Annotated in this window: 23 protein-coding genes; 14 read left to right on the top strand and 9 right to left on the bottom strand. The window is 62.7% G+C overall.

Annotated features, from left to right (window positions below):
* Positions 1-13 precede the first annotated feature (13 nt).
* On the bottom strand, positions 14-1,363 hold the full coding sequence (locus CN933_RS25835) for a uracil-xanthine permease family protein (protein ID WP_018097967.1): 1,350 nt from the start codon (positions 1,361-1,363) through the stop codon (positions 14-16).
* 152 nt (positions 1,364-1,515) lie between these two features.
* Here CN933_RS25835 and CN933_RS25830 point away from each other — a divergent pair, with 152 nt between their 5' ends.
* A complete protein-coding gene (locus tag CN933_RS25830) occupies positions 1,516-2,511 on the top strand; it encodes a LacI family DNA-binding transcriptional regulator (protein WP_102762857.1) in 996 nt (331 codons plus the stop codon).
* Between the two features lie 7 nt (positions 2,512-2,518).
* Here the strand turns inward: CN933_RS25830 and CN933_RS25825 are convergent, their stop codons facing one another.
* Complete coding sequence (locus tag CN933_RS25825; RefSeq protein WP_026168913.1) at positions 2,519-5,032, bottom strand: TRAP transporter permease; 2,514 nt, start codon at positions 5,030-5,032, stop codon at positions 2,519-2,521.
* Positions 5,033-5,188: 156 nt separating this feature from the next.
* Complete coding sequence (locus tag CN933_RS25820; protein WP_018097965.1) at positions 5,189-6,172, bottom strand: TAXI family TRAP transporter solute-binding subunit; 984 nt, start codon at positions 6,170-6,172, stop codon at positions 5,189-5,191.
* 308 nt (positions 6,173-6,480) lie between these two features.
* Between CN933_RS25820 and CN933_RS25815 the strand changes: the two genes are divergently transcribed.
* From CN933_RS25815 to CN933_RS25780, 8 genes are all read left to right on the top strand, one after another.
* Positions 6,481-6,840, top strand: coding sequence for a hypothetical protein (locus CN933_RS25815; protein ID WP_026168912.1), 360 nt, complete (start codon positions 6,481-6,483; stop codon positions 6,838-6,840).
* A 136-nt stretch (positions 6,841-6,976) separates the two neighbouring features.
* Positions 6,977-7,678, top strand: a complete 702-nt coding sequence (locus tag CN933_RS25810) for a transcriptional regulator NanR (protein WP_018097963.1) — start codon at positions 6,977-6,979, stop codon at positions 7,676-7,678.
* Positions 7,679-7,706: 28 nt separating this feature from the next.
* Positions 7,707-8,678, top strand: coding sequence for a sialic acid TRAP transporter substrate-binding protein SiaP (locus tag CN933_RS25805; RefSeq protein WP_018097962.1), 972 nt, complete (start codon positions 7,707-7,709; stop codon positions 8,676-8,678).
* 56 nt (positions 8,679-8,734) lie between these two features.
* Positions 8,735-9,253, top strand: a complete 519-nt coding sequence (locus CN933_RS25800; protein ID WP_102762856.1) for a TRAP transporter small permease — start codon at positions 8,735-8,737, stop codon at positions 9,251-9,253.
* Positions 9,254-10,534 carry a TRAP transporter large permease gene (locus tag CN933_RS25795; RefSeq protein WP_018097960.1) on the top strand — a complete coding sequence of 427 codons (1,281 nt, stop codon included), beginning with the start codon at positions 9,254-9,256 and terminating at the stop codon, positions 10,532-10,534.
* Positions 10,531-11,484, top strand: coding sequence for a dihydrodipicolinate synthase family protein (locus tag CN933_RS25790; RefSeq protein ID WP_018097959.1), 954 nt, complete (start codon positions 10,531-10,533; stop codon positions 11,482-11,484). Before CN933_RS25795 ends, CN933_RS25790 begins: the two co-directional genes overlap by 4 nt.
* The gene (locus tag CN933_RS25785) at positions 11,481-12,380 is read left to right on the top strand and encodes an N-acetylneuraminate lyase (protein ID WP_018097958.1); all 900 of its coding nucleotides are present in this window, start codon (positions 11,481-11,483) and stop codon (positions 12,378-12,380) included. The genes CN933_RS25790 and CN933_RS25785 overlap by 4 nt, the downstream gene beginning before the upstream one ends.
* 334 nt (positions 12,381-12,714) lie before the next feature.
* Positions 12,715-14,628 carry an adenylate/guanylate cyclase domain-containing protein gene (locus CN933_RS25780; RefSeq protein ID WP_018097957.1) on the top strand — a complete coding sequence of 638 codons (1,914 nt, stop codon included), beginning with the start codon at positions 12,715-12,717 and terminating at the stop codon, positions 14,626-14,628.
* Positions 14,629-14,725: 97 nt separating this feature from the next.
* Here the strand turns inward: CN933_RS25780 and CN933_RS25775 are convergent, their stop codons facing one another.
* Both CN933_RS25775 and CN933_RS25770 read right to left on the bottom strand, forming a co-directional pair.
* On the bottom strand, positions 14,726-15,856 hold the full coding sequence (locus CN933_RS25775; RefSeq protein WP_018097956.1) for a PQQ-dependent sugar dehydrogenase: 1,131 nt from the start codon (positions 15,854-15,856) through the stop codon (positions 14,726-14,728).
* A gap of 147 nt (positions 15,857-16,003) precedes the next feature.
* Positions 16,004-16,165: a Thivi_2564 family membrane protein gene (locus CN933_RS25770; RefSeq protein WP_017266304.1), complete on the bottom strand. Its 162-nt coding sequence runs from the start codon at positions 16,163-16,165 to the stop codon at positions 16,004-16,006.
* 195 nt (positions 16,166-16,360) lie between these two features.
* Here CN933_RS25770 and CN933_RS25765 point away from each other — a divergent pair, with 195 nt between their 5' ends.
* On the top strand, positions 16,361-16,591 hold the full coding sequence (locus CN933_RS25765) for a hypothetical protein (RefSeq protein ID WP_018097955.1): 231 nt from the start codon (positions 16,361-16,363) through the stop codon (positions 16,589-16,591).
* A gap of 434 nt (positions 16,592-17,025) precedes the next feature.
* Here CN933_RS25765 and dhaL (CN933_RS25755) read toward each other — a convergent pair whose 3' ends face one another.
* The 4 genes from dhaL (CN933_RS25755) to CN933_RS25740 all read right to left on the bottom strand — a co-directional run bounded on the left by dhaL (CN933_RS25755) (position 17,026) and on the right by CN933_RS25740 (position 21,577).
* Complete coding sequence (dhaL, locus tag CN933_RS25755) at positions 17,026-17,670, bottom strand: dihydroxyacetone kinase subunit DhaL (protein ID WP_180980821.1); 645 nt, start codon at positions 17,668-17,670, stop codon at positions 17,026-17,028.
* Between the two features lie 60 nt (positions 17,671-17,730).
* Positions 17,731-19,818 (bottom strand): bifunctional sugar-binding transcriptional regulator/dihydroxyacetone kinase subunit DhaK, encoded by a 2,088-nt coding sequence (locus CN933_RS25750; protein WP_018097952.1) that lies wholly within the window; start codon positions 19,816-19,818, stop codon positions 17,731-17,733.
* Positions 19,819-19,932: 114 nt separating this feature from the next.
* Positions 19,933-20,574 (bottom strand): dihydroxyacetone kinase subunit DhaL, encoded by a 642-nt coding sequence (gene dhaL, locus CN933_RS25745; protein ID WP_020487511.1) that lies wholly within the window; start codon positions 20,572-20,574, stop codon positions 19,933-19,935.
* Positions 20,575-20,584: 10 nt separating this feature from the next.
* On the bottom strand, positions 20,585-21,577 hold the full coding sequence (locus CN933_RS25740; RefSeq protein WP_018097950.1) for a dihydroxyacetone kinase subunit DhaK: 993 nt from the start codon (positions 21,575-21,577) through the stop codon (positions 20,585-20,587).
* Positions 21,578-21,968: 391 nt separating this feature from the next.
* On the opposite strand from CN933_RS25740, the gene CN933_RS25735 reads away from it, so the two are divergent.
* From CN933_RS25735 to CN933_RS25720, 4 genes are all read left to right on the top strand, one after another.
* Positions 21,969-22,955: an ABC transporter permease gene (locus CN933_RS25735; protein WP_018097949.1), complete on the top strand. Its 987-nt coding sequence runs from the start codon at positions 21,969-21,971 to the stop codon at positions 22,953-22,955.
* 79 nt (positions 22,956-23,034) lie between these two features.
* Positions 23,035-24,036 (top strand): autoinducer 2 ABC transporter substrate-binding protein, encoded by a 1,002-nt coding sequence (locus tag CN933_RS25730; protein WP_018097948.1) that lies wholly within the window; start codon positions 23,035-23,037, stop codon positions 24,034-24,036.
* 89 nt (positions 24,037-24,125) lie between these two features.
* Positions 24,126-25,706 (top strand): sugar ABC transporter ATP-binding protein, encoded by a 1,581-nt coding sequence (locus CN933_RS25725; RefSeq protein WP_180980820.1) that lies wholly within the window; start codon positions 24,126-24,128, stop codon positions 25,704-25,706.
* 1 nt (position 25,707) lies between these two features.
* The gene (locus tag CN933_RS25720; RefSeq protein ID WP_018097946.1) at positions 25,708-26,739 is read left to right on the top strand and encodes an ABC transporter permease; all 1,032 of its coding nucleotides are present in this window, start codon (positions 25,708-25,710) and stop codon (positions 26,737-26,739) included.
* Positions 26,740-26,747: the final 8 nt, after the last annotated feature.

The raw sequence follows: 26,747 nt of genomic DNA, 5'->3' as shown, positions 1-26,747 counted from the left end.
CCTTGTTTTGCCGCTACTCCGGACGGAAAACGGCTGCGCACTTTGCCTGGAATTGCTCCAGAGGCAGGTGTTGAAAAAAAGCGTTCACAATCACCGCCGTGATTGTTCCGGCGGCAAGTCCGTTGGCGAGGATCATCTGGCTCCATTGCGGGAACTGGCTGTAGACGCCCGGGACCAGGATCGGCAGAAGCCCCATGGAAAGCGCCGCCGCGAGCGTGAACATCGGGCCGTGCTCGCGCAGATCGACGCGACGCAGAAGATCGATCCCGATCACGCCGATGATCGAGAACACGATCACAGCCGTTCCACCGACGACGGGGCCGGGCAGGGCATTCGCCAGACGACCGATCGGCGCAAACAGGGCGATGAGGACGAGGATTACGCCGGCCGTTGCGGTGACGTAGCGGGATTTGACGTTGGTTGCCCGGACGATACCCACATTTTCACCGCTGGTGATGATAAGCGAGGTTCCGAACAGACCGCCGACGAGCGAGGCGACGGCGTCGCCGCGGATGGTCGCGGGCACGATCGCGTGAGCGTCGCCCCGACGCCCGACGATCTCGGCGGTGGCAATGGTCTGCCCGGTCGCTTCGGCCATCGATATGATCGAGAACACGATCAGCGGAAGGGCGGCGAAAAAGTCGAACTTCGGCATTCCGAACGGAAGAAGCTGGGGCACGGCAATCACCGGGCCGTCGAAGATGCCGGAAAGATCCATATACCCGGCTCCCATGGCGATCGCCGAACCCGCGATGAGGCCGAGCATCACCGAGATGCGCTGAAGCGTGCCCGTGAAGACTCTTGCGAAGATTATCGTCAGCGCGATCGTCGCAAGGGCAAGCCCGACATTCATCGGATCGGCGAAGCCTTCGCTCCCCTGCTTGCCGGTGATCGTGCCGCCGTAGATGCGCACGAGGTTCACCGATACGAGAAGGAGCATGGTCCCGACCACGATGGGCGGAAAATAGCGGAGCAGCCGGCGGAATACCGGCAGCGCAAGGAAATAGAAGACTGCGGTGAGGATCACCGCGCCGACGGCGGTCTGCACGTCGGTCTGCTGGGCGATGGCCAGAAAGATCGCGATCGGCGCGCCACCCGGCACCATGATGAACGGCAGCCGCGCGCCGAAGCCCGCCGGTCCGAAACTCTGCAGGATCGTGCCCAGGCCGCAGATCAGAAACGTCGCGCTGATCAGCGAGACGGTCAGCGCATCGGAAAAGCCGAGCGCCTTGCTTACAAGAAACACCGCGGTGATCGGCGAAGCAGCCATCACCAGCACATGCTGAAGACCGAACAGAAGCAGGCTGCGCGGCGGCAGCACTTGGTCCGTCGGGTCGATAGAATCGATTTTGTTCCCGCTCATTTGATCTCCTCCCACGCCAGCCTCTCTCCCGCTGGCTATGCAAATCGTTTTGCATGGTGTGTGATAGCACATTCTTGCGGTCTGGCAAATCGATTTGTAAAAGCCGCGCCGCAATGCCATCATCCGGGCCGGTTCATGGACGGGGTGTTCGGATGGCAAGATCGACGATCGTGGAATTGGCGAAGGCAGCGGGCGTATCGCCGACCACGGTTTCCCACGCTTTCAGCGGACGGCGCTATGTCGACCCCGAGACGAAAGCCAGGATCGTGGCGCTGGCGGACAAGATGGGTTACCGGGCCAATCCCCGGGCCCGCAGGCTCAGAACGGGCGGGGCGGGGATCATCGCCCTGGCATCGTCAATGCCCTTTGCTGTGGCTGCAGGCCCTGCGCGGCTGGGCTTCCTGATGGAGATCGCTGCCGCCGCTGCCGTTACGGCTCTTTCGCGGCATCTCGCCCTCTGCCTGGTGCCGCCTTTGGAGCCCGACTCCAACCTCGACGCGCTGGAAGTCGACGGCGCCATAATCATCGAACCCATGGTCGAAGACCGGTTACTGGATTTCTTCTCTGCCCGCGGCGTACCCGTTGTCTCGATCGGGCGGGCGCCGGGGAGAGAGGACATTCCGTCGGTGGATATTCAGAGCACTGCGACGGCCCGGCTGATGCTGGAGCACCTTGGCGCGAACAGCCGCCGGGTCGGCCTGATTACCGGCGAGCAGCGGCGCAATTCCTACATCGAGACCGAGGCCGTCTATGCGGCTTACGCCGCGGAGAGGGGGTTTTCACCGGTTGCCGTGCGCATCGACGAAAGCGGCGGGGAATCGGAGGCTGCCGCCGCTGCCGAAAGGCTCCTGCGAAGCAATCCGGATATCGACGCGTTATGCGTGCCTGTCGACGCTTTCGCCAGGGGCGTGCTCGATGCCGCCCGGTTGCTCGACCGTCCCGTTCCGCATGGTCTACGACTGGCGACGCGATACGACGGAATGCGGGCAAAACTCGCGACGCCGCAATTGACGGCTGTCAACCTGCATCTGGATCAGGTCGCGGAAGCGGCGATCGACGTGCTGATCGCAGCGATGGAGGGCAATGAGCCCCAACGGCACGCGATCGCCCCGCCACTACTGGTCGTGCGGGAATCCTCGGCGGCATGACTGTCGCTTATTTGCGCGCGGTGCCCGTCAGACCGGCTCCGCTGCGGTCGGCCTTTCTGCGCGCGAACTGCAAGCCGGCAATTCCCGCGGTCACGGCCAGCGCGATACCCACCGGGATGGCGCCTGACGGTTGCTCGGCTTTTCTCAGCACTGCGACGACGTCAAAGCCGACATCGAGGCCGATGCGCTTGGCATAGGAGCCGAAGTCGACGTTGCTGATCATCAGACTGTCGCCCGCCGGTGTGACCGTGAGCCCGATCGATTGCAGCCGTTGAAGCGGCTCGCCGGGCTCGCCGAGCGGGACGTTGACGGTCTTGCGAACCTCGTCACCCATCAGGTCGAAGCCTTGGACCACGAAGTTGATCCGGCCCTTTGCCGGAGCCTCCTCGACGGACCGCAGGAATTCTGAGGCGGGCAGTTCCTCATAGGGTGGCGAGATCTGGTTGAGCCACCAATCGGGACGGAACAGCGTGAAGCAGACGAGCAGCAGGACCGCGCTCTCCCACAGCCGGCTTTTCGTCACGAACCAGTTCATCGTCGCGGCCGAGAAGATGAGGATGGCGGCAAGCGAGACGAAGGCGACCCAAAGTGTATGCGCCCAGGTGTCGACGCCGATCAGCAGGATCGCCGGATTGAATATGAACACGAACGGCAGGATCGCGGTGCGCAGCGAGTAGAATGCTCCTTGGAAGCCAGTCGCGATCGGGTCTTCCTTGGAAATCGCCGCCGCCGCGAAGGAGGCCAGTCCGACGGGCGGCGTGATGTCGGCCATGATGCCGAAATAGAAGACGAAGAGATGGACGGCAATCAAGGGGATGGCAAGGCCCGCCTGCGAGCCGAGCTCGACGACGACCGGCGCCATGAGAGTGGCCACCAGGATGTAATTGGCGGTAGTCGGGATCCCCATGCCGAGCACAAGGCTGATCGCGGCAATGAGAACGAGCATCATGATGACGTTTCCGCCCGAGATGAATTCGACGAGTTCCGTCATCATCAGGCCCAGACCCGTAAGCGTGATCGTTCCGACGACGATGCCGGCCGTCGCCGTTGCGACCGCGATGCCGATCATGTTGCGCGCGCCGAGCGCCAGGCCGTCGACGAGGTCCCAGGCGGCCGCACGGACCGCGCTTGCGAAATTCTCTTTCCGGAAGATCGCCATCAGCGGTTTGCGGGTGGCGACGATTGCGAGGATCGTCAGCGTGGCCCAGAAGGCGGAGAGGCCCGGCGAAAGCTGCTCGACCATGAGGCACCAGAGCAGAACGACGATGGGAATGAGGAAATCGAGCCCGGTCCGTGTAACGTCCCATGCGCGCGGCAGTTCGAGGATAGGAGCATCCGGATCGTCGAGTTCCAGGTCGGGATAACGGGACGAATACCAGATCGTCGCGAGATAGAGCGCCACGCCCGCAATCGCGAGCAGCAAGGGCGCGCCTGCTCCGAATGCGGCCCGGATGGCAATGATGCCGTAATAGAGCAGGCAGATTGCAAGCACGCTGCCCGCAAGCCCCAGGCCCATGCGCAGCCACCTTTCGCGTGCCGGCGTGGGACGCTGGGGGATCGGCTGCATGTTCAGCTTCACCGCCTCCAGATGCACCATGTAGAGAAGCGCGATGTAGGAAAAGACTGCTGGAAGCAGCGCGTGCTTGACGATCTCCGAATAGGGAATGCCGACATATTCGACCATCAGAAACGCGGCGGCGCCCATGACCGGCGGCATGATCTGGCCGTTGATCGATGCGGTTGCCTCGATCGCGCCGGCCTTCACACCGGAAAGTCCCGTGCGTTTCATCAGGGGAATGGTGAATATGCCACCCGACACGACGTTGGAAACCGAGGAGCCGGAGACGACGCCGTTTAGCGCCGAGGAGACGACGGCCACCTTGGCGGGGCCGCCGCGCAGATGCCCGAGCAAGGCGATGGAGATCTGCATCATCCAGTTGCCGGCGCCGGCCTTTTCGAGCAGCGTTCCGAACAGGACGAAGAGGAAAACGAAACTCGTCGATACGCCGAGCGCGATGCCGAAAACGCCCTCCGTCGTCAGCCACTGGTGGTTGATGAACTTCACCAGCGAAGCGCCGCGATGCTGGATGACGTCGGGCATGTACTGGCCGGCGAAGGTGTAGAAGATGAACACGGCGGCGACGCACACCATCGGCAGGCCGAGCGCGCGGCGCGTGGCCTCGAGCAGCAGCAGGATCCCGACCGTACCGGTGACGAGATCGAGCGTCGAGGGCTGGCCGGGCCGTCCGGCAAGCTCGCCATAAAAGAGGAACAGATAGGCGCCCGCGAAGGCGCCGAGCGCCGCGAGCACCCAATCGGCGAGCGGCACCCGGTCGCGCGGCGAACTCTTCAGCGCGGGATAGGCAAGGAAGGTCAGGAACAGCGCGAAACCGAGATGGATGGCGCGGGCTTCGGTATCGTTGAGAATGCCGAAGCCGAAGACGAAGGGCAGGGGAGACGCGTACCAGAGCTGGAACAGCGACCATGCCACAGCGGTGCAGAGCAAGATCTGCCCGGTCAATCCTTTGGCGTTGCGTCCGCCGGTATCCGCTTCGGCGACCAGTTGCTCGAGGTCGACATCGACCTGCCGTTCTTGAAGTTCGCTCGTGACACCCTCCCATGCCGATATTGCCGGCGAGCCGCCTTTGGCCCGCCGGTAGACGTCAGAAAGCGAAGCTTACTTCAGCCAGCCCTTTTCCTTGTAATATTTTTCCGCACCCGGATGCAGTGGTGCAGAGAGGCCGTCCTTGATCATCTTGGCGGGCTCGAGATTGGCGAAAGCCGGGTGCAGCGACTTGAACTCGTCGAAATTCTCGAAAACCGCTTTCGTCAGCGCGTAGACGCTCTCTTCCGGAACGTTGGCGGAGGTGACCAGTGTCGCCAGAACGCCGAAGGTTTCCGTGTCCTCCGGATTGTTGTTGTAGAGGCCGCCCGGAATGGTCGCCTTGGCGTAATAGGGATTGTCGGCGACCAGCTTGTCGACGACTTCGCCGGTCAGCGGCACCAGCTTCGCCGCGCAGGTCGTCGTCGGATCCTGAATATTGGCGGAGGGATGCCCCACGCCGTAGAAGAAGCCGTCGATCTTGCCGTCGCAAAGCGCCGGGCCATGCTCGTCCGCCTTGAGTTCGGATGCGAGCGAGAAGTCGGCGAGCGTCCAGCCCATGGCGCCGAGCAGGCGCTCCATGGAAGCGCGCGTTCCGGAACCGGGATTGCCGACATTGAAGCGCTTGCCCTTGAAGTCCTCGAACTTCGTCACGCCGGCATTCGGGTGCGCCAGCACCGTGAACGGCTCCGGATGAATCGAGAAGACCGCCCTGAGGTCGGCATGCGCGCCGCCCTCCTTGAATGCCTCTTCGCCTTTGAAAGCGTTGTACTGCACATCGGACTGCGCCATGCCGAAGTCGAGCTCGCCCTCCTTGATCGTGTTCACGTTGAACGCCGATCCGCCGGTGGATTCGACCGAACAGCGGATGCCGTGCGTCTTGCGGTCCTTGTTCAGAAGCCGGCAGATGGCGCCGCCCGCGGCATAATAGACGCCGGTGACGCCGCCGGTGCCGATTGTCACGAATTTCTGCTGCGCCGCGGCGCTGCCCGAGAAAAACAATGCTGCCGAGAGCGCGGCGATCTGCGCTCCGCGCAGGGTAATCCGTTCATGTTTCATCAATTTCTCCCATAATGCTTCGCGTGCCACTGAGCCGTTCCGAGATTTATGCCTGCAGCGCCACACGTCCAGTCGGACGCGCAAAGGTCGCAGCGGCAGTTTGTATTACACGCAGAAGGGCACGTCAGGGCATGTTACGATCGTTGCGCTTTGTCAAGCAAGGGGAATACTTTGCAAATCGGTCGGTCGGAATACCCGGTGATCGGAGCAGCCAGTGTCTCGTCACCATGGCGACCTTCGCGGACGCCGATAATTGCGGAACCAAGCAAGGCGCCGGATGTTTTCCTCCTTCAAACGGGAGCATCGCCATGGTGACGATACGATATGAGATTGTGGAACACGACGGGGGCTGGGCCTACAAGGTAGACGACGTCTTCTCCGAAACCTTCCTTACCCATGACGATGCACTGGCCGCAGCCGAGATCGCGGCGCGCCATCATGAGCTTCCCGGCTCTACCGAGGCCATCGAATTCCAGGATCCCGCCGGACGTTGGCATGAGCAGGTCGCGTCCGGCTTCGATCGCCCGCATACCAGGGTGGTCGACACCCCGGATGCCGGGCGCGCGGACGAACGCGCCGGCGCCGCCGAGCCTCGCCGTCCTCTGCAAACGATCCTGGTCCTTGCCGGTCTCGGCCTGGCGATCGGATATCTTCTTCGCAGACATTGAACCAGATGAACGCTGCGGTCCGCACGGGCGGCGGATAGGTGGCGCCGCGCTGCTGCAAGCGGTGTGAGCGCGCGGTTGTCGACTGCGCCTGCGAGTTCTCTTGACTCATATGGTATAACACCTTAACAATCACACCATGAGCACACTCGCCGTCCGCAAGAAGCTTTCCGACGAAGTCCGGTTGAAACTGGAGGAGATGATCCGCGACGAGATCTATCCTTTGGGTGCGACGCTCCCTTCCGAGCGAGACCTGATGGAATTGTTCGGGGTCGGGCGGCCCTCGATCCGGGAAGCGCTTTATGCCCTGGAGCGGATGGGGCTCGTGAAGGTCAGCACGGGCGAGCGTGCCAAAGTCACGCGGCCGACGCCGGACCATTTCCTGTCTTCGCTTGCTGGCGCTGCGCGCATGCTGCTCGGCCAACCCGAGGGTGTGGCCAATTTCGAGCAGGCCCGCCTGTTTCTGGAGGAGGGATGCGCGCGCCATCTTGCGGCCCATGCGACAGCGGAGCAGATCGAGGCGATCGACGCCGCGCTGGCGCGCAACGAGGCTGCGATCGGCAAGGCCCGCGCCTTTGCCGCCACCGATGTCGCCTTTCATCGCACGCTGACCCAGATGGTCTCGAACCCCATTTTCGTCGCGGTCCACGATGCGTTCGTGGATTGGCTGATCGGCCAAAGGCCTCTGCCGACCAGGCCGGAGATTTCCAACCGGGAGAGTTTCGAGGAGCACGTGGTGATCGTGGAGGCCATCCGCGCCCGCGATCCGGAGCGTGCCGGACGGGTCATGCGCGAGCACCTGGAGAGTGCGGCGCGCAAATACAGGCAAACGAGCCCATAGCATCGGGCCGATAGTGGGAGGAGCAACAATGAAAACGGGATTGATTACGATCGTGCTTGCGGGGCTGCTGATGGGTTCGCAAGCCATGGCTCAAGAGGCGCGCACCTTGCGCCTGGGGATGCAGGGTACGGCCGGCGACCCGCAATTCGAGGGCGTCACGGAGGCCGCGCGCATCATCAAGGAAAAATCGGGCGGCCGACTGACGCTGGAAATCTTCCCGAATTCTCAGCTCGGGACATTCACCGAGATGATGGAGCAGGTGACGCTCGGCGAACTCGACTTCACGCTGAATCCGTTCGGCGGCATGGACGCCTGGGTTCCGCGGGCCGTGTTGGCGAGCACCGCCTACGTCGTCGGCGACTTCGATCACCTTCAGAAGATCATCGCCTCCGAGTGGGGTAAGGGGATCGTCGACGAGATGCGGACCGAGCACAAGTGGCGCATGGTCGACTCCTGGTACTTTGGAACGCGGCACACGACGGCAAAGAAGCCCATCGAAAAGCCTGCCGATTTCGCGGGCATGAAGCTGCGCGTCCCGAACTCCGCGCCGCTTCTTACCTGGGCAAAGGCGATGGGCGCGAGCCCCACGCCGGTCGCATTCGCCGAGGTCTATCTTGCACTCCAGACCAATCAGGTGGACGGCCAGGAAAACCCGCTACCCATCATCGACTCGATGAAGTTCACCGAGGTGCAGTCCCATGTTTCCCTGACCGGGCATCTGGTGCAGGACCAACTCATCCTCATGTCGGAAGACACGTGGAATGCGCTCGAGCCCGCCGACCAGAAGGTCGTTATGGAGGCATTCGAGGCGGGCGGCGCCCTGAACGACAAGCTGGTAAGCGAGAAGGAAGCGAACCTCGTCAGCGATTTTCGCGAGCGCGGCATCACCGTGATCGAGCCCGACAAGGCAGCGTTCCAGGAGGCGATGAAGCCAGTCTATGCCGATCTCGACGCTAAATTCGGTACCGGCACGGTGAAGACGCTGCTCGATCTCCGTTAACCACCCGCAGGCGCGGCCAGAGCTGGCCGCGCCCTCCATTCCGGGGAGTTCAACAAATGGCCAATCCAAGCCGCTGGCGAAGCTTTGCCCATATCGAAGAGACACTGGCCACGATCCTGCTGGTCTTCGCCTTCGTCGTGATCGCACTGCAGATCGTCACCCGTTTCGTCTTCCAGGATCCGATGTTCTGGACGGAGGAGGCTGCGCGTTATGCCTTCGTCTGGCTGGTGGCGCTTGGCGCCGCGGAGGGCGTCACCTCACGGACACACATCACCATGGATATCGTGCCGCAAATGCTCCCGGAGCGGGCGCAGCTCTTCCTGCGGATCGTTTTGGATGTCCTGGTGCTCACCGCGCTGCTCGTTCTCGTTTACTACGGTTTCTTCGGGACCTTGCGCGCCCACAAGGTCATGTCGATCGCGATCGGCGTTCCGGAATCGTGGCTTTACGGCGCCTTGCCCGTATTCGGCCTGCTGGCGGCTGTCCGGATCATGCTTGTCATGGCGCGGGATGTCCGGCTGCTCTTCGGCAGCCGCCGCCCTTCGGCCGAAGCCCCCTTCGAAAGGTATCTATAGATGGCGACGCTTTTCGGGGGATGGTTTGCCCTTCTGATTGCCGGCATGCCGGTCGGATTTACGCTGATCGTGGCTGCGCTTGCCTACATGCTCTGGCAGGGAACGGGCCTGAACTTTGCCGGCCAGCGCATGATCGCCGGCCTCAACAGCTTCCCGCTGCTGGCGGTCCCCTTTTTCATCCTCACCGCACAATTGATGAATCTTTCGGGCGTAACCGAGCGCATCTTCGACTTCGCCAAGGCGCTCGTCGGCCATATCAGGGGCGGGCTCGGTCATGTGAACATCATGGCGAGCGTGCTGTTTTCCGGCATGTCCGGCTCCGCCGTCGCCGATGCCGCCGGCCTTGGTCAGCTTGAGATCAAGGCCATGCGCGACGCCGGCTATGACGAGCAGTTTTCCGGTTCGGTCACGGCCGCATCGGCAATCATAGGCCCGCTCATCCCGCCTTCCATTCCCCTCGTCGTCTATGGCGTGATCGCCAATACCTCGATCGGAGGCCTTTTCCTCGGCGGGATCGTACCGGGGCTTCTTTGCGCGGCCTCGCTCATGATCATGGTCTATGCGATCGCCTGGCGCCGGAACTATGCGACCGCCCAGCGCGCCGGCTTTCGCCGTGTGTGGTCCACGTTCTGGCATGCGCTGCTTCCGCTCATCACGCCCTTCATCATCATCGGCGGCATCTTTGCAGGGGTGTTCTCGCCGACCGAAGCTGCGGTGGTCGCGGCCAGCTATGCTCTCTTCCTCGGTGTCTTTGTCTACCGTGAGATCACCTTCGCCAAACTCGTGACCGTACTGCGCGAGACAGTCAGCCATACGGCCGCAGTCGGCCTTCTCATCATGGGCGTGTCACTATTCGGCTATGTGATCGCGCGCGAGCAGGTACCCCAGCACGTCGCCACGTTCTTCCTCACTTATGCGCACGACCCGCTGACATTCCTGATCCTCGTCAATCTCATGCTGCTTGCGCTCGGGACGTTTATCGAGGCCCTGGCAATCCTGCTGCTCATCGTACCGGTGTTGGTCCCGACCGCGCTCCAATTCGGGGTGGATCCCGTCCATTTCGGTGTCATGGTCGTGTTCAACCTGATGATCGGCATATTGACGCCGCCCATGGGCGTTGCGCTCTTCGTCGTCTCCAAGGTTGCCGACATTCCCTTCGGCGTGCTCGCACGCGGCATCCTGCCTCTTCTCGTTCCGCTCTTCGTCGTCCTGGTTCTGATCACCGTCTTTCCGGCGCTCGTCACCTTCATCCCCGACCAGATGCTCGGAGCCGCCCGATGAGCCTCCAAGCCAAGCCGCCCGAAGGCATCTGGGGAGCAGTGCTCCTGCCAGTCGGCCGGCGAGGGGAAATCGAATGGTCCGCTTTGGACGAGCAGCTTTCCGCGCTTCGCGAAAGCGGACTTCAGGGCGTCTACACCAACGGCACTGCGGGCGAATTCCATAGCCAGACGGAGGAAGAATTCGACCGGCTGAGCCAGCTGGTCGCCGAGTTTTGCCATTCCGTCGCCCTGCCGTTCCAGATCGGCGTTTCCCATTCGAATGGGCGTGTCGCGCGCGAACGCCTGGCCCGCGTCGCCTCTCTGCGACCCGATGCCGTTCAGATCACCCTGCCGGACTGGTGGGCGCCGAGCTATGACGAGGCGGAGGTCTTCTTCGCCGGCATGGCGGCAACTGCGCCTGACATTCCGCTGATCGTCTATAACCCGCCTCATGCCAAGTGCCGGCTGAGCCTCGACGAGATCGCAAGGTTAAAGGCCGGTCTCCCGATGCTCATCGGGGCGAAACTGCCGGGCGGCGACGAAGTCTGGTATGGGGAGCTTCGTCGCAAGCTGCCGGATCTCGCCGTCTTCATTCCCGGACATTTCATGGCGAGCGGCTGCCTCGCAGGCGGCCGCGGCTCCTATTCCAATGTCGCCTGCCTGAGCCCCGCCGGCGCCGTCAGGTGGTGGCATCATCTTCGGGAGGACCCGGCAGGCGCTCTTGACTTCGAGGCCCGCGTCGTCGGCTTCATGAACGAGCACGTCCTGCCTCTTGCCGTGGAATATGGTCTTTCCAACGCCGCACTCGACAAGGCGATGGCTGCCGCCGGCCGCTGGTGCCCGATTGGGCCGGAGCTGCTCTGGCCCTATAGTTCCGCCCCCGGTGAAGCGGTGATCGAGCTTGGCACCGCCGCCCGCCGCCAATTGCCCGAGCTTTTTTTCCACGAGCCAGTGAAAGCGATCATAAGATGAAACTCGAAGGGATCTATTCGGCCCTCCTTACCCCGTTTTGCGAAGACGAAAGCATCGACCGGCAGGCCATCGGGGCGCTCCTCGATTTTCAGGTTCGGCTCGGCATCGATGGCGTCTATGTCGGCGGCAGCTCGGGCGAAGCGATGCTGCAGTCGCTCGACGAGCGCGCGGACTACCTCTCCGACGTTGCCACCGCCGCGTCCGGGCGCCTGAAGCTGATCGCTCATGTCGGCACGATCGCGACGAGGGATGCGCTCACGCTTTCGCAGCACGCGGCCAAATCGGGTTACCAGGCGATCTCGGCCATTCCCCCCTTCTATTACGACTTCTCCCGGCCCGAAGTCATGGCGCATTACCGGGAGCTGGCCGATACTTCGGCCCTGCCTCTCATCGTCTATAACTTCCCCGCCCGCACCAGCGGTTTCACCTTGCCCGAACTGGGCGAGCTTCTCTCCCATCCCAACATCATCGGCATCAAGCATACGTCGAGCGACATGTTCCAGCTCGAACGCATCCGGGATGCGGCACCGGACGCCATCGTTTACAACGGCTATGATGAAATGTGCCTGGCCGGTTTCGCGATGGGTGCACAGGGTGCGATAGGAACCACCTATAACTTCATGGGCGATCTGTTCGTCGTGCTCAGGGCCTGCGTAGCGGCTGGGCGGATCGAGGAGGCCCGGCTGTTGCAGGCCATGGCGAACCGGGTGATCCAGGTGCTGATCAAGGTCGGCGTCATGCCGGGATCCAAGGCGCTGCTCGGCATCATGGGTCTTCCCGGGGGAGCCTCCAGACGCCCCTTCCGGAAGGTCGAAGAGGCGGATCTCGCAGCGCTTCGCGAGGCCGTGGGGCCGGTCCTCGCGTGGCGCGAGAGCGCATCCAGGAAAAGCGTGTAACGGTTTCCGTCCGAAACTGCGCAGCTTCAAGGTTGGGGCGTCTCAGTGTTTTGATGAAGCACTGAAACGTCCGACTGCACCCGACCGACTGCAATGGAATGTCGCCACCCAAAGGCCGCAATCCTGTGCAGTGTATGAGCGACTGTTCGCGTCCTTCTGCGTAGCCATTTCCTCCTTACGGCCAATCATCCCGGTTTCTTGTCAGCGGCGAGCTGGAATGCGTACGCGTTGTCCGCAGGATAGGCTCCTCAGGCGATGCGGCGGACACGGAGTTGTGAGTGGACGGGTGGGGTCGGTCCCATAAAGATGCGCGTGAAGACTGTCGAGGCTCGTGATGGAACGTAAACTCGCAGCAATCGTAGCTGGCGACATCGTCGGCTATACCCGCCTAATGTCCGAGGATGAATCCTCGACCTATGCCGCCCTGCGGGCGACGTTCAGCGGACTGATCATACCTTCGGTCGAGAAGCACGGCGGCCGCACCTTCAAGACGACGGGGGACGGTTTTCTCGCGACGTTTCCGAGCGTCAACGAGGCGCTCGATGCCGCGATCGAAATCCAGAACGGATTTTCCGAGCAGCCCTTCGACATGCGCCTTGGCATCAACCTCGGCGACGTCATAGAAGCCGACGGCGACATGTTCGGCGACGGCGTGAACGTCGCGTCGCGGCTCGAAGCCATGGCCGAGCCGGGCGGCATTTTCGTGAGCGAGGCGGTGGTCCGCAGTGCCGACCGAAACCGCAGCAAGCTCTTCTACAGCATCGGCCGGAGGCAGGCGAAGAACATTCCCGAGCCGCTCGCCGTCTATGCGGTGCGGCTCGATGCGGACGAAAAGAATGGTCGCGGCTGGATCGGGCGGATCGCCCGTGGCCGGCGCGCGGCATTGCCCTACGCCATCGGGGCCGCGGCACTTGTCCTCGCCGCTGCCGCAACGCAGGCGCCGGAGGTAAGAGCCGTCGGCGCCGACCTGGCCGGCAGCCTCGCGCGCCTGGCGGGCGGCGAACTCGCCGATGCAAGGCCGACAGTCGCGGTGCTGCCCTTCGACAATATGAGCGGCGACGCCGAGCAGACCTATTTCGCCGACGGGCTTACCGAGGACATAATCGCCAATCTGGCGCGAAACCCCGAGCTTCAGGTGATTGCCCGCAATTCGACCTTCGCCCTGCGCGGTCAAGCAGAAGACATCCGCCTGATAGGCGATAGGCTTGGTGCCGGCTATGTGGTCGAAGGCAGTGCCCGGCGCGCCGGGGACCAGCTTCGCGTGGTGGCGCAGTTGATCGATGCGCGCAGCGGTGCGCATCTCTGGTCGCGCAGTTACGACCGCCGGGTCGAGGACATATTTGCGGTTCAGACCGACCTGACGGCCGAAATCGTCTCGCATCTGGTTTCCTATGTGCGCGAGTCGGAGGTCTCGAATGCAGCGGAACGGCCGACCGAGAACCTCCAGGCCTACGACCTCGTGCTCCAGGCGCGTGACCGCTACAAGCACGGCTCGAAGGATGCGGAGGCGCTGATCGCCGCCCGTGCGCTGCTTCATCGCGCCCTCGAGCTCGACCCCGGTTACGCCGCGGCGCGCGCGAATCTGGGGATGACCTATATCGTCGACTTCGTGCAGAACCTCAGCGGCAGGGCGACGACGACCGATGTGGAAACCGGCCTCAGCGAAGCACGTCAGGCAGTCCGTCTCGATCCGAACCTCGCTGCCGGCTATCAGGTCCTCAGCTTTGGCCTCTCGGCAACCGGCGATTATCCCGGCGCCATGCAGGCGGCACAAAGGGCCGTCGAACTCAATCCGAACGACCCGGACAGCCTGATGGCGCTGGCAAAGGCGCAGGTCCGGTTCGGCAGCTATGACGAGGCGGTGCAAAACGCCGAGCGGGCGCGCCGGCTGCATCCCATGGCGCCGGAATATTATACCTATGTCTACGGGCAGGCCCTCTATGCTGCCGGTCGTCTCGATGAAGCCGATGAGGTCTTGCGGGAATGCCTCATCCGGGCGCCGCAGCAGGCGGATTGCCTGCTGATACAGACGGCGGTTTTGAGCCAGCGGGGAGACGTTGAGGGAGCGCAGCGCACAATGGCGCGCCTGACCGAAGTGGACCCGGAATTTTCGCTCGCAAGCGAGCGCTCCATGCGCCGCTTCGGCGAATCCGCGCTCATGGAGCAATTCCTCTCCCGGCTCGCCGAGGCCAATGCCCCGGATGTTACGAGCGGTTTCCTTCACCCGCACACGCGATCCCGGACCTAGAGCATTTCAATGTTTCATGAAAACACCGAAATGCTCTAACCTTTTGCTCCAACGCACTTCCGGACGGAAAACCGTTACACACTTTCCTGGGAATGCTCTAGTTGGCGGGCCTCAGCCGCAGAATCCTGCCGGATGCGGCGTCGATCAGCGCGAGTACCGAGCCATCGGAGGCCTGGAGGAGATCGCGAACCCGTGCCTCGAGCGAAAGAACTTCCTCCCCGGTCACCCTCCGGCCGTTCGTCTGCACTCTGACGATACCGCCCGCCGACAGGCCGCCGATCAGGAGGTCGCCCCGCCAGTCGGCGAACAGGTCGCCTGTATAGAACATCATGCCCGAGGGTGAGATCACGGGCGTCCAGCTATGGATGGAGCCAGCGAATTCGGGGCGGCTCGGCGGATCGGGAATTCGTTCGCCCGAATAATGTCTGCCCCAGCTCACCACGGGCCAGCCGTAGTTTTTGCCCGCCTCGGGTATGTTCAACTCGTCTCCCCCCATCGGCCCCATCTCTGCCGTCCAAAGCACGTCGGTTTCCGGATGGATGGCGGCGCTCTGAACGTTGCGGTGGCCGTAGGACCAAATCTCGTCGGCGCCCTCGCGGCCGACGAAGGGGTTGTCGTCCGGTATCGAGCCGTCGGGATTGAGGCGGACGATCGCGCCGAGATGGTTGGCCGGATCCTGGGCCTCTTGCATGTCGAAGCGTTCGCCGAGCGTGATGAAAAGTTTGCCGTCCGGCGCGAAGGCCAACCTCGAGCCGAAATGATTCTCGCCTGAAGCTGCCGGCTCCTGCCGGAAGATTACCTTGAAATCCGAAAGTGCGGTGGCGTCGTCGTTCAGACGGCCACGGCCGACCGAGGTAGCCGCGCCGCCATCGCGTTCCTCGGCAAAGGATAGATAGACAGTCCTGTTCGTGGCGAAATCCGGATCGAGCGCAACATCGAGGAGTCCACCCTGACCTTGGGCGAAGACATCCGGGACCCCTTCGATGGGTTCGCCGACGGCTCCCTCGGCCGACACGAGGCGCAGCCTGCCGGGACGCTCCGTCACCAGCATGTCGCCGTCCGGCAGAAGGACAGCGCCCCAGGGATGCTCGAGGCCGCCCGCCAAGACTTCGACGCTGACGGGCCCGCTTTCGGTGTCGAGCATACGCGGCGAATCCTGCGCGATCGCCGGATCGTGCCGCGCAGCGGCCATTGCCGCAAATGCCAGGAAAACAGCTGCTCGCAACATGGCCGCCTCCGTTCGTTTCACGAACCGGACTGTTCACTCGGCCCCTAATGGGGAAGCCGGGCCAAGGTTCCCCGCGGATACGCAAGGGCCGCGTTCACATGTTTGCGGCCACCGAGAAAGGACAGAGGACCGCGGCCTCTGTGGAGTTCAGAACACGGCAAGATACCGCAGCAGCGACAGGATGCCTATGATGATGACGATGGCCTGGACGATTTGCTTGGTGCGCCCGTCGAGGGGAAGGCGGTTGACGAGATAAAGAACCAGAATGACGACGAGAAAGGTGATCAGGATGCTGATCAGTACCGACATGTTGTCTGCCCCGTTCGTTGAAAAATGCTGTCTTCTATTTCAACTATGGGACGCAGAGCAAAAGGCAAGTGGAGGGCCTTGGCGTTCGCGTAACTCTCTTCACTGAAGAATGATGGGGGGTCTGGATTCGCGCCGTCTCCGCACCGATATTAAGCCATCATCAACAAAGCCACTTTGATTAGAGGGTCAAAGGAAATGTCGGTGCGCTTCTCGGATCTCGCCATTGACGACGACGAAATCTTGATGTTGCGACGTGTTCACGTTTATGCCTGCTCCTCCAGGGAGCTGGCGCCGGAAAGCGAACACGGTGCGGAGTTGGGAAAGATGCTGTTTCACCTTTACCGGCAAGGCGTGAGGAGCGAACACGCGCTGATGCAGATGTTGACGACGGGTGAAGCCCCGCCGGCACTGGATGATGCGGGTTAGAGCACGCCTCAGGAAAACTGTGTCATCAAGCGTGGGGTCGACCTAGAGCATTTCAATGTTTCATGGAAACACCGGAATGCTCCAATCCTTCGGTCCAAGGCACTTGTTTGATTTCCTCATTCCTGTGCTTGTCACAGGAATCCAGCCAGACCAAGTCCTTGGGCTGAAAGAACGCTTCCCGCGCCGCAGACGCGGCGCTGCTCTCATCGCTGTGACGAGCACGATGAGGACGGAGGAGAGATTGCAGTCCTCCGAAAGGTTTCCTACAGCGCCGCGCGTCTTATGAGACGCGCAAAGGTCGCTGTAGCACGTTGAGCTGCTGCATGTTTTTGTCCATTGATCGGCTACGATCAAAGGACACCTGCAGTGGCGCACGGTCGGTACGCAAGGAATTCGAGCGCATCGCCATGCGTGCCGACAAAACCGAACGGGCCTTAACTCATCCGCAGTGTTTGGGCCATGGCCCGGATGATGATGACGGCCGAGGCGGCGCCGGGATCCATGTGTCCGAGCGAGCGCTCTCCGACCCGGGCTGCACGGCCCTTCGTTGCGACCATGGAACGCGTCGCGCTGGCGCCGTTCTCGGCGGCTGCGGTGACATCCGCCCAGAATGCCTCGGCAGACTTGCCGGCTGCGGCCGCTTGCGCCGCTGCGTCGGCGGCGGGAAGCCAGACGTCGAGCATCGTCTTGTCGCCGCGCTGCCCCTTGCCGCGCTCGCCTATGCCGGAGGCAACCGCCTGGATGAGAAGGGAGCAAGCCTCGAGGTCCAGTGTGTCGCGTCCTTCCAGGGCCTGGGCCGCACGTCGGAAGGCGGTGGCGTAAAGCGGTCCCGTCGAGGCTCCGACGGCGTTCAGGAAGGCGCTTGCCGCCGCCGTCATGACACCGCTCAGCCCGGCGCTGCCTGCGTCCGTTCTCGCAAGTTCGCCGGTCACGGCAGAAAAGCCGATCGCCATGGTGATCCCGTGATCGGCATCGCCGATCGCGCCGTCAAGCTCGGACAGATGGTCCCTCTCCGCTTCGATGGCACTGGAGATCGCCTCGAACATTTCGATTAAGCGGCGCACCGCGCTCTCCGGCATCATTTTCCTCCCGCGGCCTTTAGGTGGATCCGCAACCACCCGCCAGGGCTTCGCCCAGTTCTAGTTGACCTTCAGAAAGGCCGTTTCGCAAGGGTGATGAAGCAGATCGGACAATTCCTGATCAAGATGGAGAATGGTGATCGAAGCGCCGGCCATGTCCAACGAGGTGCAATAATGTCCGATCCAGTTCGCTTCGATCAGTATGTCCTTTGCCGCCAGTCGCTGCTGGACCCGCCGGAACAGGATATAGAGCTCCATCAGGGGCGTCGCTCCGAAGGAATTGACGAGCACGGCGACGCGCTCGCCGGGTGCTGTCTTCATCTCCTTGAAGATGCGGTCCATGATGCTGTCGGTAATCTCGTCCGCCGATCGGATGCGCTCGCGCGTCACGCCCGGTTCGCCGTGTATGCCCATGCCGACCTCCATGTCGTCCGGGCCGATCTCGAAATTGTGCCGTCGCGTCTGCGGCATCGAGCCGGGTTCGAGCGCGACGCCCACCGTATAGGTGCGCAGGTTCGCCTTGCGCGTGACGGCTTCGCAGGCTTCCAGCGACAGGCCGCGATCGCAGGCCGCGCCCGCGACCTTGAAGATGAAGAAGTTGCCGGCGACGCCGCGCCGGCCTTCGCGGTCCTCGACCGGCGAGGAGGCGACGTCATCCGTCGTCAGGACAGTCCTTACCTTGATGCCCTTTTCTTCGGCAATTTCAGCCGCCATCTCGAAATTCATCACGTCGCCGGCATAGTTGCCGTAGACGAAGAGCACGCCTTCGCCTCCGGACGCGGCCTCGGCGCATTGCACGATCGGATCGGGCGGCGGCGAGGAAAAGATGTTCCCCACGGCAACCGCATCGGCAAGACCCTTGCCGACATAACCGAGGAAGCACGGCTCGTGCCCCGTGCCCCCGCCGATGACGAGGCCCACTTTTCCGGGCCTGGGGCCGCTGCGCGCGACGAGCGCCCGGTGCGATCCGTTGATCGGCTGCAGATATTTCTGATGCGCCCTGACGACCCCTTCGAGCATCTCTTCGACGACTTCGTTCGGGTTGTTGAGGAATTTCTTGACGTGGGTGCGATAGGAGCTCGGTGTCTGGACAAGCTTCGGCCGGTGCGAAAGCTTGGCGTCGAGTGCCCTGACGCCGTCGGCCCGCAAGATGCCGTGACCGGTCGCCGCGTCGGTGATGAGCACGTTGACATAGCCGCCGCGTAGCGCGGCGAGCAGGGCCGGCACCTTATCGAAGCCGCCGGCGACTGCAATGCGCGTGCCTATCTCGCGGAGCAGGTCCAGCGAGATGCCGACCGTACGATCGTCGAGCGGGCCGGCGACCGGACGGCCGCGTTCATCGATGAAACGGCCCGCGACGACGCCGACCGCGCCGGCTGCCAGATAGTCCTGCAGCGAGACCGATTCGAAGAAACCGCTGGTATGAATGGTGGAATTCGGCCGAAGCGAGGAGATGCCGAAAAGCACCCGGTTTGCCCTTGCCAGAGTCGCGAACTGCTCCTGAACCAGAGGTTCCTCCAGAAGCATATGCAGGAGTTCCGGCGATTTGACCACGGCCGGCGCGGTGATGTTGACGCAGCGGGCTGAAATTGCCCGTGCGACCGCCGAGGCACAAAGCTCCGGCGTATAGGCAAATGAGGCCGTGGTGCCGCCGGTCGCCTGAACCACCGTCATGTCCTGAAGGGAAGCGATACCGGCGTGCTCGCCAACCGAAAGCACGGTGCGGCCCCAGGCGACGGCGAGCGTATCGCCGGATTTCAGGAGTTTTGGAAGCGCCTGCGCCCCGGCCGCTCCGAGGCGGTCGATCAAAGGACGCGCATTGTCGTCGCTCGGGACCACGAGACAGTCGGTCAGGCCGAAATGCCGCTTCAGTTCCTGGGCGATGGTGAGCGATGCCAGTCGCGCCGGCTCGATCGAAATGTTGACGATGCCTTTTTCGCGGGCGTCGGCGAGATAGCTGTTTACCGTCGCCCGCGACACACCCATGGCCTCGGCGATCTCGCCCTGCGTCATGCCGTCTTCGTAATAAAGCCAGCAGGCCCAGACATAGGGGTCGTCACCGTAGCGCAAGGGGATCGCGTCCGAAGCATCGACCGTACCGCTTCGACTGGCAGCGCCCTTGCGCGGAGAAGGTGTCTTGATCGTCATGCAGTCCTGTACTTCCCCTGTTTTCGGACCGCGAGGATGGAAGCAACGCCGTGCTTTTGCAATGGGGGCTGGGTGCCGCTGCCCCCCTTTGCGCGCAATCGCGAAACCGCGGCGTCAGGCGAGCCGGGCGCGAGCCCCGTGCGACAACTCCCTGAGGATGATCGCACAGGAGGTGGCGCCGGCGTCCAACACGCCGAGCGAGCGTTCGCCGAGGCGGCTCGCCCGGCCGATCTTGGCGACGAGATCGCGCGTCGAATCGCGGCCGGCCTCCGCCGCCGATACAAGTGCATCGAGCGCTTCGGCGAAGGGCTTGCCGTCGGCAGCCGCCGCATCGAAGGCGTCCACCGCGGGCACCAAGGTGTCGAGCAGCGTCTTGTCGCCCACCTTGGCGGAGCCGATCGACCGGATGCCTTCGAGCCCCGCATGAAGCATGCGGCTATAGGCGGCGGCGTCGATTGCATCGGCGCCCTCGATCTTTTCGGCGAATTCGGTGAACATCACGCCGTAGAGCGGCCCCATCGATCCGCCGATCTCCGTCATCAGCACGGTGCCGAGCGTATCGAGCGCCTCTGACAGCGAGGCGTCTGTGCCCTTCAGGCGTTCTGCGGCAAGGCCAAAGCCCTTGGCCATGTTCACCCCGTGATCGCCATCGCCGATCTTGCCGTCGATCTCGCTCAGATAGGCGCGGTTTTCGATGATCCGGTCGGCAAGCGTAAGAACGATGTCGCCGGCTTTTGCATTTTCAAACGTCTGCATGTCCATTTCCTCAGAGAACGGCGGTGCAGCGGACCTCGACATCGAGGAGCGCCTTGAGTTCGTCGTCGAGCGCCATGACCGTCAGCGTCGCTCCGACCATTTCGAGCGAGGTGAAGTAGTTGCCGACGAAGGTGCGGTAGATCCTGAGGCCCCGTGCTGTGATCTCGCGCTCGATCGTGTCGTTCAGGATGTAGAGTTCGTTGAGCGGTGTCGCGCCGAGGCCGGAGACGAGCACAGCCACTTCCGTGCCCTCCGGCAGGTCGTGATCGTCCAGCACGATCTTGCACATGTCGACCGCGACCTCTTCGGCGGTCTTCAGCGCTTCGACGCGCACGCCGGGCTCACCGTGATGGCCGATGCCGACTTCCATCGTGCCGGGCTCGATCCGGAAGTTCGGATGCCCGACCGCGGGCAAGGTGCAGGGGCCGAGCCCGACCCCAATCGAGCGGCAATTGTCGATCGCCTTCTGGGAAGCCGCACGGACCTCTTCGAGGCTCGCCCCGGCGGCCGCCTTGGCCCCGCCGATCTTCCACATGAAGATTTCTCCGGCGACGCCGCGCCGCTTCTCCCGCTCTTCGGGCGGCGCGGAGCAGACGTCGTCATTGGCGACGACCGTCGCGGCTTCGATCCCTGCCTTGGCCGCGAGCTTCACCGCCATCTTCACGTTCATGTTGTCGCCGGCATAATTGCCGTAGAGGCAGACGACGCCCTTGCCGCCGTTCGCTTCGCGCATCGCGTCGTGAAAGCTCTTGGCCGTCGGTGAGGAAAAGAGTTCGCCGACTGCAACCGCGTCCAGCATGTTGCGGCCGGTGTAGCCGATGAAGGCAGGCTCATGGCCGGAGCCGCCGCCGGTCACGACACCCACCTTGCCGGCAACCGGCGCGCCCCTGGCGACGATGACCCGCGGATTTTCTCCGAGGCGAACGATGTCGGCATGCGCCTTGACGAAACCCTTCACGGTATCCTCGACGACTTCGTCCGGATTGTTGATGAAACGCTGCATGGCAGTCCTCTTTTGTCCGTCGCTGGCGACACGGCTCAGCGCAACACTACGTTGAATCTAACATCGTCTGCCGGAGCAGATCGAGGTCTGCCGGCGCGGTTCGCGTGCCAGGCCGGCTGGAAAATCTTGATCGAGAGCTCCTCCCTGGTGACCAGCGGATCATGCCGTACTGCGAATTTCCTACATAATTCAAACATGGCTCGACAAATGTCAACATTCACGTTAGATTGCCGAAAATTTGAGAGGGATGGAAGGAGTTATTTCCGAGATTTCCATGGCTTCTCAAGGACTTGCTCGTCAGTCCACTGCGGTCGCCCCCGGCGATCGGCTGGACCGGCAGGAAGTCGACGGGGTGTGAAGCGCCCCTGAAATGCGGTGTGGGAGAGGCTGAATGAAAAGCATGTTTGCCGACCGGCAATTCAACTTTCTTGTGGCGACCAACGCTCTCGTGGTCGCGCTCGCTGCGGTGTTCGCAGGAGACACCTTTCTCAGCCTCTACAATTTCCAGTCGATGTCCGCTCAGGTACCGGAGCTTGCGCTGCTGGCTCTCGGCGTAATGCTCGCCATGATCGCGGGAGGCGGCGGCATCGATCTGTCCGGCATCGCGCTCGCCAATCTTGCCGGGGTAGGCTCCTATCTGCTGGTGCGCGATTGGGTTTCGGCCGATGAAGCGCCACTCGCTTTTTCGTGGCTGTTCGCGGTGGTGGCGCTGATCATCGGTCTCGCCGGCGGCTTGCTGAACGGTGCCTTGATCGCCTTCGCCGGGCTCACGCCGATCATCGCCACGCTTGGCACGCAGCTATTTTTCACAGGTCTCGCCGTTGCTTTCACCAACGGCTCGGCGATCACCCTCGGCTATATCGAGCCCCTCGACAATTTCGGCAATACCCCGGTACTCGGTGTGCCGATGTGCTTCACGCTCTTCGTCGCCATCGCGGTCCTGATCGGTGTCGTGCTCCGCTTCACGCCTTTCGGTTTCAAGCTCTACCTGATGGGCAGCAATGCCAAGGCCGCCCGTTACGCCGGCATTCCGCAGCGCCGGATGCTTCTTCTGACCTATACCGTCTGCGGAGTGCTTGCTTCCGTCGCTGGGATCATCATCGCCGCCCGCACCTCAAGCGTGAAGTGGGACTATGGCAGCTCCTACGTTCTCATCGCCATTCTGATCGTCGTGATGGCGGGTGTACGGCCTGACGGCGGATATGGACGCACGGTCTGCGTCGTCCTCTCCGCGACGGCGCTTCAGATGCTGTCCAGCCTGTTCAATTTCCTCGATATCTCGAATTTCTTCCGCGACTGCGCCTGGGGACTGCTTCTGATCGTGTTCCTGGCAACGTCGCGCGTCGATCTCCGCGCATATCTTTCGCCGCGACGCTGATCCCGAGGTCCCCAAACGGCGCAATGCCCCCCGCCGTCGATTTCTGGTCGGGCAAACAACAAGTGATGAGGAGACACTCATGTCTGTCTACAAGAAGATTGCCGCCTGCACGGTCGCTTTGGGTGCGCTTTGCGCTGCCCAGCTTGCGGTCGCGCAGGACGCCCCCTCCGTCGTTACCGTCGTCAAGGTGACCGGTGAGAATTGGTTCACGCGCATGGAGGAAGGTGTCGTTGCCTATGGCAAGGACAATCCAGCTGTGTCTACGAGTCAGATCGGGCCGGCCAAGGCCGACGCGGCCCAGCAGCTTCGCCTCATCGAAGACCTCGTCGCGAAGAATGTCAACGCAATCGCCGTCGTGCCGATGGACCCTTCCGCTCTCGAGGGCGTCTTCAAGCGGGCGATGAACCGCGGCATCAAGATCATCACGCACGAAGCCGACAGCCTGAAGAACACGCAGGTCGATATCGAGGCCTTCGATAACAAGGTCTTCGGCGCGCGCTTCAACGAGAAGCTGGCCGAATGCATGGGCAAGTCCGGCAAGTGGACGTCGTTCGTCGGGTCGCTCGGCAGCCTCACGCACGTGCAGTGGGCCGACGGCGGCGCGGAGAACGCCAAGAAATATCCGGAAATGGAACTCGTTTCGGAGAAGAACGAATCCTTCAACGACGCCAACAAGGCTTACGAGAAGGCGCGCGAGATCCTGCGCAAGTATCCTGACATCAAGGGCTTCCAGGGTGGTTCGGCCATTGACGTGATCGGGATCGGCCGCGCGGTCGAAGAAGCCGGCCTCGTCGGCAAGGTTTGCGTCGTCGGCCTCGGTCTGCCGAAGGACACGGCCAAGTATCTCGAATCGGGTGCCGTCAAGAGCATCTCCTTCTGGGACCCGAAGGATGCCGGCTACGTCATGAACAAGGTCGCCCAGCTCGTGATCGAGGGCAAGGAAATCACGGACGGCATGGATCTCGGGGTGCCGGGTTACAACAAGGTGTCGGTGAAGAAGGGCCCTGGCGACGGCATCATCGTTGTCGGCGAAGCCTGGGTCGACGTCGATAAGTCCAACTACAGCCAGTATCCGTTCTGATCGCGCATCGAAGGGATACGCGGCTGCAGCCGCATCCGCCGGCAGGGATGACCCTGCCGGCGAACTGACCGCAACTCCGGACCATGCCAATGCAGTCGACTATCATTGCCGAGAAGAAGATGTCCTCCGCAGAGGCGCGGAGCGATACGACGCCTTTCCTGGAAGTTCGCGACCTGGAGAAGCGCTTTGGCGGCGTTCGCGCCCTGAAGGGGGTGAGCTTCACGATCGAGCGCGGCCGTACCTACCATCTCATGGGCGAGAACGGATGCGGCAAGAGCACGCTCATCAAGATTATCTCCGGCGCCCAGCCGGCAGATGGCGGTGAGCTTGCGATCAACGGTAAAAAGGTCGTGGGGCTGACGCCGATCGGCGCCCTGGCAGCCGGCATCGAGACGGTTTATCAGGACCTGTCGCTTCTACCCAATCTGAGCGTCGAGGAGAATGTCGCGCTGACGCAGCAGCTGGTTGCCTCCAACGGCAGCCTCGCGCGGCGTCTCGACCTCAAGGGTCTGCGGGAGACGGCCGTCCGTGCATTGAAGGACGTCGGTCTGCCGACGGAGCCCGCCTTTCTGGCGACACCCGTCGAAGAACTCCCCATCGCAACGCGCCAGCTCATTGCCATTGCCCGCGCGATCGCTTCCGATGCCGGCCTGGTCATCATGGATGAGCCGACGACCGCATTGACGCGGCGCGAAGTGGACAACCTCATCCGCGTCGTGCACGGCCTGCACGCCAAGGGCGTGTCTGTCCTTTTCGTCACGCACAAGCTCGACGAATGCAAGGCGATCGGCGGGCAGGCGATCATCATGCGGGACGGCCTGAAGGTTGCCGAATGCGACGTCGCCAATCAGTCGAAGACCGAACTGGGCTTCTGGATGACGGGCAAGAAACTCGACGACACGCGCTATCGCGTCGATTCGCACGGTGACGAGACGCTGCTCTCGGTGGAGCGGCTCGGGGGCGCCGGCTTCGACGATGTCAGCTTCACGGTTTCCAAGGGCGAGATATTCGGGATTACGGGACTTCTCGATTCCGGGCGAAACGAGCTTGCGCTTTCGCTGGCCGGCGTGGAACCGGCGCGGCGGGGCTCGGTACAGCTCGCAGGCAGACGGGCCGATCTGTCGTCGCCCGCCTCTGCGATCGAGGCCGGCATCGGCTATGTTCCGGAGGACCGCCTGTCTGAAGGGCTTTTCCTTGGGAAATCCATCCGCGAGAATATCGTCATGGCGGTCCTCGACCGACTGCGGGGGGCTTTCGGCCTGCTCGACAGCCGCCGGGCGAAGGCTTTGGCACAGAAAACGGTCGACGATCTGCAGGTGGCGACCCCGGATATCGACAACCCCGTCATGTCCCTTTCAGGCGGCAACCAGCAGAGGGTTCTGATCGGCCGCTGGCTGACGATCGAGCCGAGCCTGCTCATCCTGCACGGACCGACCGTCGGCGTCGACGTCGGATCGAAGGACACGATATTCCGCATCATTCAGCGCCTTGCAGGAGACGGCATGAGCGTCATCATCATCAGCGATGATCTGCCCGAGCTTCTGCAGAACTGCGACCGCGTGATGGTGATGCGCAAAGGCCGGGTCGCCGATATCTTTCCGGCCGAAGGGCTTGAGGAAGACGCAATCTACAAGTCGATGATGGCCGAAGACGGCCAGGGAGTTCAATAACATGGCCGATGTCGCAGCGACCCCCGTCAGCGGGACCGAGGGAGTGCCCGCCGCAGTCCGGACCATGCGCTGGTTTATCCGCCACCCTCCGGCCGTTACCTTCCTCCTCGTCGTGATCGTCTGCATCGTCGTGGGCACGATCAATCCGGACTTCTGGCAGGTTTCCAACCTGTTCGACATGGCACGCTCCACCGTCGTGCGCGGCCTCTTCGCGCTTGGCGTTCTCGTCGTGCTGGCATCCGGCGGGCTCGACGTCTCGTTCACGGCCATTGCTGCGCTGGTGATGTACGTCATCACCATGCTGGTCACGAATTATGCGCCGGATTTGTCCATCTGGCCGATCCTTGGCATCGCAGCCGCCGGCGGCGCGATCCTCGGCATTTGCAACGGCTTGCTGGTCCACGCATTGAAGGCGCCCTCACTGATCGTGACGATCGGCACGCAATATGCGATCCGCGGGTTTCTGCTGACCTTCATCGGAACGGCACTGTTCATGAACATCCCCGAATCCATGGACGCTTTCGGAAAGCTCGCGCTTTTACGGCACGAGGGGGCGAATGGTGCAGTCTCGACTTTGCCCGCCTATTTCCTCGTACTGGTCGTCGCTGCGCTCGCCACCTGGTATATCCTCAAGCGGACCCTTATAGGCCGGGCTATCTATGCGGTTGGCGGAAACGCCAGTATCGCTTCGCGTCTCGGATACAACCTGCGCACTGTCCACGTGTTCGTCTTTGCCTATGCCGGTCTGCTCGCCGGGATCGCGGGTATCATGCACGTGTCGAGCAATCGTCTCGCCAACCCTTTCGATTTGGCGGGGTCGGAGCTGGACGTCATTGCCGCGGTCGTCCTTGGTGGCGCGCGCATCACCGGAGGCTCGGGTACGGTGCTCGGAACCCTGCTCGGGGTACTGCTGATCACGCTCGTCAACAATGTGCTGATCCTCGTCGGCATCCCGAGCACGTTTCAACTTGCAATCATCGGGCTCTTCATTGTCGCCGCCGGTGCCATGTTCTCCATCAGGCCGAAAAGCTGAGCGCTGAC

This window comes from Sinorhizobium sp. M4_45, from assembly GCF_002885915.1.
Lineage (GTDB): Bacteria > Pseudomonadota > Alphaproteobacteria > Rhizobiales > Rhizobiaceae > Sinorhizobium > Sinorhizobium meliloti_A.
Note: the sequence above shows the minus strand (reverse complement) of the source record. Positions and strands in the feature narration are given on the sequence as shown.

Bases quoted from the DNA above. Each gene is read 5' to 3' on its own strand.
- CN933_RS25835 (WP_018097967.1), bottom strand. From the start codon at position 1,363: ATGAGCGGGAACAAAATCGATTCTATCGACCCGACGGACCAAGTGCTG.
- CN933_RS25830 (WP_102762857.1), top strand. From the start codon at position 1,516: ATGGCAAGATCGACGATCGTGGAATTGGCGAAGGCAGCGGGCGTATCG.
- CN933_RS25820 (WP_018097965.1), bottom strand. From the start codon at position 6,172: ATGAAACATGAACGGATTACCCTGCGCGGAGCGCAGATCGCCGCGCTC.
- CN933_RS25815 (WP_026168912.1), top strand. From the start codon at position 6,481: ATGGTGACGATACGATATGAGATTGTGGAACACGACGGGGGCTGGGCC.
- CN933_RS25810 (WP_018097963.1), top strand. From the start codon at position 6,977: ATGAGCACACTCGCCGTCCGCAAGAAGCTTTCCGACGAAGTCCGGTTG.
- CN933_RS25805 (WP_018097962.1), top strand. From the start codon at position 7,707: ATGAAAACGGGATTGATTACGATCGTGCTTGCGGGGCTGCTGATGGGT.
- CN933_RS25800 (WP_102762856.1), top strand. From the start codon at position 8,735: ATGGCCAATCCAAGCCGCTGGCGAAGCTTTGCCCATATCGAAGAGACA.
- CN933_RS25795 (WP_018097960.1), top strand. From the start codon at position 9,254: ATGGCGACGCTTTTCGGGGGATGGTTTGCCCTTCTGATTGCCGGCATG.
- CN933_RS25790 (WP_018097959.1), top strand. From the start codon at position 10,531: ATGAGCCTCCAAGCCAAGCCGCCCGAAGGCATCTGGGGAGCAGTGCTC.
- CN933_RS25785 (WP_018097958.1), top strand. From the start codon at position 11,481: ATGAAACTCGAAGGGATCTATTCGGCCCTCCTTACCCCGTTTTGCGAA.
- CN933_RS25780 (WP_018097957.1), top strand. From the start codon at position 12,715: ATGGAACGTAAACTCGCAGCAATCGTAGCTGGCGACATCGTCGGCTAT.
- CN933_RS25775 (WP_018097956.1), bottom strand. From the start codon at position 15,856: ATGTTGCGAGCAGCTGTTTTCCTGGCATTTGCGGCAATGGCCGCTGCG.
- CN933_RS25770 (WP_017266304.1), bottom strand. From the start codon at position 16,165: ATGTCGGTACTGATCAGCATCCTGATCACCTTTCTCGTCGTCATTCTG.
- CN933_RS25765 (WP_018097955.1), top strand. From the start codon at position 16,361: ATGTCGGTGCGCTTCTCGGATCTCGCCATTGACGACGACGAAATCTTG.
- dhaL (WP_180980821.1), bottom strand. From the start codon at position 17,670: ATGCCGGAGAGCGCGGTGCGCCGCTTAATCGAAATGTTCGAGGCGATC.
- CN933_RS25750 (WP_018097952.1), bottom strand. From the start codon at position 19,818: ATGACGATCAAGACACCTTCTCCGCGCAAGGGCGCTGCCAGTCGAAGC.
- dhaL (WP_020487511.1), bottom strand. From the start codon at position 20,574: ATGCAGACGTTTGAAAATGCAAAAGCCGGCGACATCGTTCTTACGCTT.
- CN933_RS25740 (WP_018097950.1), bottom strand. From the start codon at position 21,577: ATGCAGCGTTTCATCAACAATCCGGACGAAGTCGTCGAGGATACCGTG.
- CN933_RS25735 (WP_018097949.1), top strand. From the start codon at position 21,969: ATGAAAAGCATGTTTGCCGACCGGCAATTCAACTTTCTTGTGGCGACC.
- CN933_RS25730 (WP_018097948.1), top strand. From the start codon at position 23,035: ATGTCTGTCTACAAGAAGATTGCCGCCTGCACGGTCGCTTTGGGTGCG.
- CN933_RS25725 (WP_180980820.1), top strand. From the start codon at position 24,126: ATGCAGTCGACTATCATTGCCGAGAAGAAGATGTCCTCCGCAGAGGCG.
- CN933_RS25720 (WP_018097946.1), top strand. From the start codon at position 25,708: ATGGCCGATGTCGCAGCGACCCCCGTCAGCGGGACCGAGGGAGTGCCC.